The sequence below is a fragment of the Arthrobacter sp. 05L45_2 genome (assembly GCF_056397525.1).
The window spans coordinates 1-7,118 of the sequence record NZ_JBFTNO010000163.1 but is presented as its reverse complement, the minus strand read 5'-3'; the positions used below and the strand labels follow the sequence as shown (position 1 = coordinate 7,118).

9 protein-coding genes and 1 pseudogene are annotated in these 7,118 nt (G+C 63.9%); 5 read left to right on the top strand and 5 right to left on the bottom strand.

The window, feature by feature from the left end; translation table 11 throughout:
* The coding region (locus AC1DHD_RS12315; RefSeq protein WP_476879988.1) for a thiamine pyrophosphate-binding protein at positions 1-292 on the bottom strand (292 nt) is incomplete at its 3' end.
* 108 nt (positions 293-400) lie between these two features.
* Positions 401-619: a hypothetical protein gene (locus AC1DHD_RS12310; RefSeq protein ID WP_476879987.1), complete on the bottom strand. Its 219-nt coding sequence runs from the start codon at positions 617-619 to the stop codon at positions 401-403.
* Positions 620-847: 228 nt separating this feature from the next.
* Here AC1DHD_RS12310 and AC1DHD_RS12305 point away from each other — a divergent pair, with 228 nt between their 5' ends.
* Together AC1DHD_RS12305 and AC1DHD_RS12300 are read left to right on the top strand one after the other, a co-directional pair.
* On the top strand, positions 848-1,912 hold the full coding sequence (locus AC1DHD_RS12305) for a sodium:calcium antiporter (RefSeq protein ID WP_476879986.1): 1,065 nt from the start codon (positions 848-850) through the stop codon (positions 1,910-1,912).
* A 56-nt stretch (positions 1,913-1,968) separates the two neighbouring features.
* Positions 1,969-2,586, top strand: coding sequence for a hypothetical protein (locus AC1DHD_RS12300; RefSeq protein WP_476879985.1), 618 nt, complete (start codon positions 1,969-1,971; stop codon positions 2,584-2,586).
* A 210-nt stretch (positions 2,587-2,796) separates the two neighbouring features.
* Here the strand turns inward: AC1DHD_RS12300 and AC1DHD_RS12295 are convergent, their stop codons facing one another.
* A complete protein-coding gene (locus AC1DHD_RS12295) occupies positions 2,797-3,294 on the bottom strand; it encodes a DUF4188 domain-containing protein (protein ID WP_476879984.1) in 498 nt (165 codons plus the stop codon).
* Between the two features lie 55 nt (positions 3,295-3,349).
* Here AC1DHD_RS12295 and AC1DHD_RS12290 point away from each other — a divergent pair, with 55 nt between their 5' ends.
* Entirely contained in the window at positions 3,350-3,919 is a 570-nt protein-coding gene (locus AC1DHD_RS12290) for a TetR-like C-terminal domain-containing protein (protein ID WP_476879983.1), read from the top strand.
* A 132-nt stretch (positions 3,920-4,051) separates the two neighbouring features.
* Positions 4,052-4,576, top strand: coding sequence for a hypothetical protein (locus AC1DHD_RS12285; RefSeq protein WP_476879982.1), 525 nt, complete (start codon positions 4,052-4,054; stop codon positions 4,574-4,576).
* A gap of 75 nt (positions 4,577-4,651) precedes the next feature.
* On the opposite strand, the gene AC1DHD_RS12280 is transcribed toward AC1DHD_RS12285, so the two are convergent.
* Both AC1DHD_RS12280 and AC1DHD_RS12275 read right to left on the bottom strand, forming a co-directional pair.
* Positions 4,652-5,674, bottom strand: coding sequence for an AI-2E family transporter (locus tag AC1DHD_RS12280; RefSeq protein WP_476879981.1), 1,023 nt, complete (start codon positions 5,672-5,674; stop codon positions 4,652-4,654).
* 122 nt (positions 5,675-5,796) lie between these two features.
* Positions 5,797-6,513 (bottom strand): VTT domain-containing protein, encoded by a 717-nt coding sequence (locus tag AC1DHD_RS12275; RefSeq protein ID WP_476879980.1) that lies wholly within the window; start codon positions 6,511-6,513, stop codon positions 5,797-5,799.
* A gap of 205 nt (positions 6,514-6,718) precedes the next feature.
* Here AC1DHD_RS12275 and AC1DHD_RS12270 point away from each other — a divergent pair.
* Positions 6,719-7,118, top strand: a pseudogene (locus AC1DHD_RS12270) (hypothetical protein); the annotation flags it as partial.

The following is a 7,118-nucleotide window of genomic DNA, read 5'->3' as shown; positions in this document are numbered from 1 at the left end:
CCGGCTGGTTGTCCATCTGGGCGTCATAGAGGCCGTTGAGCATGTGGAAGGCGCCCGGGCTGGAAGTGGCAACGCAGACGCCGACTTCACCGGTGAACTTGGCGTGGGCGGTTGCCATCAGGGAGCAGATCTCCTCGTGCGTGGGGCGCACGTACTTAAGTCCCGCTCCATCGCGCTGGGCCTTCTCCAAGGCACCGTCGAACTCACCGATCCCGTCGCCGGGAAAAGCGAAGATCCGGCTGACTCCCCATTCCTTGACGCGTTGGACCACAAAATCGCTAACAGTTGCCATGGTTCTTCCTCCTACTATGTTCCGCGGGGGGGCGGGCGGCGTGCGGCCATGGCCGTCATGAGCAGTTTGGGGCCTACCCGAGGACTGCCGGCGCGCCGTGGTAATTGTTCAGCTGCCAGCCCGGACTGCCGCAGCGGCGAGGATAAAGCCGGTGAGGGCAGAGGCGGCGCACAGTATCCAGAGCACGCCGACGACGCCGCTTTTCTGCCGTACGACGAGGGGTCCCGCCGTGGCCGCGACACCGGCCCGAATCAAGGCGGTACCCGCGCTGGCGACGGCGATTGTCCAGCACAGCCACTGGATGACGGCCGTTGAACCTTGTTCCATGGTCTTCCTTCCTAAAGGGGGCGTATGCGGCAGGCTGCCCGCACGGCAGTTCCTTGCATTTACGCTATCATTGCGTAAGCGCAATGGAAATAACTTCGCCTCGCCCCCTTGCCGTGGCACTCCAAGGACGGCTGTTGTGCGACGGGGCTCTGAGGCCGGGGGAACTCCGCGCAGCGCAATGGATGCTCCGTGAGTGGGCCAGCGGGCCCGGATTGGATCGTGGTAGTGATGGGGTCTTTGCCTCTGTGGCTTCTGATCGTTATTTTCGTCGGCGCCTCGGTCGTGATTTGGTTCGCTGGCATCCAGCTCTCCAGGAAGACCGACATTCTGGACAAGCGCTTCCATCTCGGCTCAGCTCTGGGCGGGTTGATTCTTTTGGCCATCGCGACGAATCTTCCCGAGCTTGCCATCACGGTCAGCGCCGCCATGTCCGGGGACCTGGAAGTTGCTGTGGGCAACATCCTCGGCGGCATTGCCCTGCAGACAGTCGTTTTGGTGGTGCTGGACGTCTTCGGCGTTAAGGGAAAGCACCCCCTGACCTACAAGGCTGCGTCCCTGACGCTCGTCATCGAGGCCGTGACTGTCGTCGCCGTGCTCGCCGTGGTCATCGCCGGAAGCCAGATGCCATCAGGCGTAGTGTTCGCGCGCGTGACGCCGAGTGCGGTTCTGATCGCAGTCGTATGGGTTGTGGGTTTGTTACTTGTCCAGCGCGCGCAGAAACACCTTCCCTGGCAGGAGGAAGGCGAGGCCCCGGAAAGCCAGTCCGAACCCAGGGGCCACAGCAAGGCAAAGAGTCAGCACGACTCCACGAAAACACAGGGCACCGGCGCTTCTGTTGCTGTTTTTGCTGTCGCCGCCGTCGCCACCCTGATTGCCGGCGTCGTGCTTGAACAAAGTGGCAGTGCAGCAGCGGAGCAGGTCGGTCTCTCCGGTGTGCTCTTCGGCGCCACTGTGCTGGCCCTGGCAACGTCCCTGCCGGAAATTTCCACCGGCCTCGCCTCGGTACGCCAGGGTGATTACAAGCTGGCAGTCAGCGACATTTTTGGCGGAAACGCCTTCCTTCCGGTTCTTTTCCTTCTGGCGGTCCTCATCTCCGGCAAGGCGGTCCTGCCGCAGGCCCAGGCCACCGACATCTACCTCACGGCCCTGGCGATCCTCCTCACTGTCGTGTACCTGCTGGGTCTGYTTTTCCGGCCCCAGCGGCGCATAGCGAGGATGGGGGCCGATTCCCTGATTGTGCTGGTGCTCTATGCGCTCGGCGTCGCCGGACTCTTCGTCGTCGCCGGAGGATGAGGGCCCTTGCCATACCCTGCGAGCGGGAAGCGGAGAACCACGATGAAAGGAAGCCCATGAATACCGACCCAAGCAAGTCCGGCGCCGTGAATGCTGAGCCACTCGAAGGGGACCCTGCCGGGCAGGACCCCACCGTTAACGTCCCTGCTGCGGACGTGAAGCTGCAGCTTCAACTTGCGATCTTCGAGGCAAGCAAGGACTCCGAAGGCAAAAGCCTCGCCGAGATCCTGGAGAGGCTGCGGTCCGCTTTCGCTGCCCGCGGCGTTGCGGAACCGCCGGCCACCTGGCTGGAGTCCGTCGCCTCTTCGGCGTTCTACGGTGAGCCCTACCTCATTGATTTCCCCACTGCGGTCGCAGCAGACTCCGCCGTGCCCGCTCCCAATCAAGAAGTCCGGAACCGCCTCGCGGGCCGCCGCGGGCTTCGAGCGGAAAAGCTTCCGCCCGGAATCTTCCCCTCCAGGGACGACTGGGACGTGCCCATCATCGAATCTCCCGCGGGTGCCCCCGAGGCTGTGAACCGGGCCGTCATTTCCCGGCGGACGACGAGAATCGCCGTGGGCCTGGTTTTCGTAGGAGTCGTGGTTGCCATAGTCCTGGTCACCCAGTCTGCCCGCACATCCAACCGGCGCCGGACGACCCTGCGGGCCAACCCCCGCGGAGGGGAAGTCGGCTAAGGCGGTAAGCTCAGCGGCCCACTGGCTCCCCGCCGCTCTCAAGTTGGATGAAAGGTTATTCCATGACGGAACGTGGTGGAGTTCCGCTTCAACGTCTAGTCCGCCTGAGACCGCAAAGGGATGGCCGCCGGGAACACCTGTTCTCGGCGGCCATGCACTTTTTCGGGCCGAGGGAAAATGAAGCCGCCTGCAAGCCTCGGCTGAGACCTCTCAATCGGACGGATGACGGCTCGACTCGTCCGCAGCAAAACGCTGGCGTGCTGTGTTCAGTCCTGGTCCGACCGGAACGTGGCCGGTTGCGGCTGCCAGCCCGAAGACTGGCATGTCGCTGTACATGCTTTCCCTGCCACCCGGGATTGTTTCGTAGGTCTCATGCCATATGCCGACGTCACCGGTGCCGGCAGATTCGCGCATGAACCTGCGCCAGGGCTCAAGGTGCGGCGCTGACCGGTCCGCCGCGAACCGTTGCRGATGCTCCGGGCTCTTCCAATAGCTGACAATGATGGTGGTCCGGCCGAACCATTGCTGGTAGCCCAGCAATCCGGCCTCCGGCGTCTTGGCCAGATAGTCGAGCATCTTTGGCATGGACGCGCCCACGCTTGCCACCTTCCCGAACTTTCGCCACCGGTTCGCGCGCATCCCGATGAGGAAGACCGTAACCGGGCCCCTGGGAGCGGCAGTGAATCGGCCTTTTTGCACTTGTGTCATCATTATTTCCTTTCCATAACAGTGTTACGGAACAGTGTTATGCCATACTGGGCAAATGGCAAGACCTGTAGTTCATGACGATGCCCTGCGCCGCAGCCTGCTGGAAACCGCAGCCTCCCAGATCGCCAGCGACGGCGCCGCCTTCGTGTCGCTGCGCGGTCTTGCTGCTGCCGCGGGGACCTCGACGACGGCGGTCTATTCACTCTTCGGAGGCAAAGCGGAACTGCTGAGTGCCGTGCTCGACGACGGCTTCGCTTCCTTTGCTGCCTCCCAAAAGGCGGCAGCTGCCGGGGGCCTCGAAGCACTGGGGCGGGCCTACCGGGCCTGGGCGCTGGAGCATCCGGTCCTCTACGGCCTGATGTTCGGCGGCTCATTGGCCAGCCAGGTGCCGTGCCGCCCGACGCCAGGAGCCGTTGAGCCAGCGATCGGGCCGCTGTTCGCCGCCGTTACATCAGCGCTGCCCGGAGCATCGGAGGATGAGATCGCCTCGGCGGTGGGAGTTGTGTGGGGCCAAGTCCATGGACTGGTGTCCCTGGAACTTGCCGGGACGCCAGCGGCCGGCTGGACTTGGGACGCGGCGTATGATGCCGCACTCGGGCAGATTGACCGCTCGCTGGGAGCCTAGGGAAGGACCTTGGCCCCAAGCGAAGGAAGGTTGGAAGTGGAGGTCTGACGGCCGTTGGTCCGGCTCCGCAAGTTATTCACATGTGGCAGGATTCTGAACCGCGCAACCTGCTGTCCGTTCAGAATCGGTCGTATGGGAATCCGATACTACGCCTACGCATTTGACCGTGATCAGGCCCGGAAAGCACTTGCTGACCCGCGCGCCGTGATCGGCCCCGACCCGCTCGCGGACGCATTCGGCCTTGAGCCTGGCTTCATTCAGGGCGTCACAGACCTCCGGCAATCTCTGCCGGAGCGCGACCTCCTTTATCTCGATAAGGCATGGCCGTATTTGCAGCGGCTAACCGCTCCCCGCTCTTCGGGTGCCGCGGCCAGAGCTTCCTACCGGATGTTCGAAGGGCAGGTGACACACTCCGACGATGGTTTTTCCTGGTACCCGTGGGTGCGTGCACTTCCGCCGCACGAGGTCGCACTGATTGCCCGGGACCTTGAAGCGATCAACCACCGCGACATCAACTCCGCCTTGGGCGGGTCCTGCTCATACGGCCAGTCGCTGGAGTCCGAGGTGGCCTATGCCGCCGCTTTCCTGGACAGAGCGAAAGTCTTCGTCAGCGCGGCCGCCTCGGACGGGCGCGGATTTGCCTACATCATCGGTTGATGGAGGTTCAGCAGCAACGGGCGGGACGTCGGGGGCGACCATTGTGTCCACCGGGAGCAGCCCCCGCTGCTGCTCTTACGCAGGGGCGATCGTCGTGTCCGGCGAGGGGGCCGGGACGGCAGGTTCGGGGCGGGCCACCGTTTTGTAAATGGTCCATCCGACGGCGGTAAGGGGCACCGCGAGCAGCGCACCGATGACGCCGGCCAGTGTCGCCCCGGCGGCCAGGGCGAGGATGATGACCAGTCCGTGGATTCGCAGGACATGCCCCATGAAGAGGGGCTGGAGGATGTGGTGTTCAAACTGATTGGCGGCGACCAGAATGATCAACACCACCAGGGCCGGCACCGGGCCGTTCTCGACCAGGGCGACCAGGACGGCCAGGCTTCCCGCCGCCGTCGCCCCGATGATCGGAATGAAGCCGCCCAGGAAAACGACTGCGGCCAGCGGCAGCGCAAGCGGCACTCGAAGGATCAGCAGCCCAATCAAAACAATCAGGGCGTCGATGCCCGCGATGATGAGCGTCCCGCGGACGTAGCCTCCCAGAACAACGATGCTGCGGTTCGCGGCAAGATGTGCCGTTTCCCGGCGATCCGCGGGGAGGAAACCGATAAGAAAGGCGCGGATCTTCTCGCCGTCCTTGAGGAAGAAAAACAGAATCACGGCCGTCAGGACCGTTCCTGCCGCTATCTCCCCGGCGGTCCTCAACCCGGTCAGTGCATCGGCGCCAAGATTTCCCCCGGCCAGGAACTTCTGGACCTCGGTTTTGAATGCGTCGATTTGAGCGTTAGACAGGGCGACCGGCCCGGTGGTGATGAATTCCTGGAGTTGTCCGACGCCGGCCTCAGCCCGGGCTGCCAGAGCAGGGGCCTGTTGCCGTACCAGTGTCACGATGCCCCCGACGACGCCGGCCGCCGCGGCCAGGATCACCAGGAACGACGACAGCACGGCCAAGGCCCGCGGCCAACCGTGCGCTGCCAGCCCCCTGACGACAGGTGCCATCGCTGACGCCAGGATTAGGGCGATGAGGACGGGGGTCGTTACGAGCGGAACCCGCGTCGCTACGGTCACAACGATCCAGACCAGTGCGGCCAGGGACACTATCTGGATGGCACGGATGCTTGACCGGCCGAGCCGATCCGTCCATAGCCTGCCCAACCGGGGTGCAAGGGTCGGGGAGTTCGGTGGGCCCTGCGGCGTCCCCTCGCCCGATTCAACCTGGTTCATGACACGCCACCCTGCCGGTCAGGAAACTCCTGCTTTTGCTTACGGCGGTTCTTCACCAGTTCAACTCCGATCGGAACGAAGGAGGCCAGGACGATGATGATGAAGATCAGGTCGATGTTGGCGCCGATCCAGTCAAAGTGTCCCAGCCAGTATCCCAGCAGCGTGACACCCACACCCCAGAGAAGTGCCCCGGCGGCGTTGTAGAGGATGAACGACCGGTAGCGCATCCTCGCGACCCCGGCCGTCACCGGGAGGAAGGTCCGGACGATGGGTACGAAGCGGGCCAGCACCACTGACCGGCGGCCGTACTTCTCGAAAAAAGCATGTGCCTTCTCAACGTATTCGCCGCGCAGGAGCCTGGACTCGGGTTTGTTGAAGACGGAGGGTCCTGCCTTCCGGCCAATCAGATAGCCAGTCTGGTCGCCGGCGAAGGCCGCCACAAACGCCGCGGTTGCGAGGAGCGCGATGTTTACCTGGATGGTGCCGGTTGAAACGAGCAGGCCCGCCGTGAACAACAGCGAATCCCCGGGCAGGAAGAAGCCGACCAGCAGCCCTGTTTCGATGAACAGGAAAACGCACACGATGGCAACCGCCCACGGCGCGAGGGCCGGGTTGCGCAGGAACTCATTAGGATCCAGCCACGGGGGCAGAAGCCCGGTGACTGGTGTAACCGGGCCGGCGGGCAACGCCGCTGCGAACACAAGTGGGTTCATGCCTCCAGAGTAGGCCAGGGGGGTGCTGGTTTCCGGTGCTGCCGCGCGGGGGAGCAGCAGCACCGATAAGGGGAGAGGACCGTATGCCGGTGCCCGGGCGGGGATAGGTGGCGAGTGGCGGGATCGCGGATTGGGCGGCAGATGGTTGCCTGGAATAACCAAGGGCGTCACCTGGATTTAAGCTGGAATCCGTAGGTTCGTTGGCATGACAAAAGTCTCAAAAACAGCCAGTGGATCCACCAGCGGGCGAGAACCCGGCCCCTCCGTCCTGCGCCAGCTCTCGAAGTCGGTTCGCGCCCGCAAGCCCCTTGCCATTGTGGCGGCGGGCTGCACGTTGGCAGTCCTCGGCGGAGCGGGTATCGCTGCCGCTTCGACGCTTCCGTTCGGTCAGCAGCAGGTCGGAACCCAGAACAACGACGGGGAGCAGATCTCCTCGAATCAGGTGATCAAACCCATCGGCGACCGTCTGATGACTCCGTTCGGCAAGATTATGGGCTCGACCGTCAGCCCGGACGGCCGCTATCTCGTCGCGACGAGCGCTGACCGCTCAATCGATGTGCAGGTTTTTGACCTCGCGACCTATAAGCCGGTGGCCGCTGCGGGCA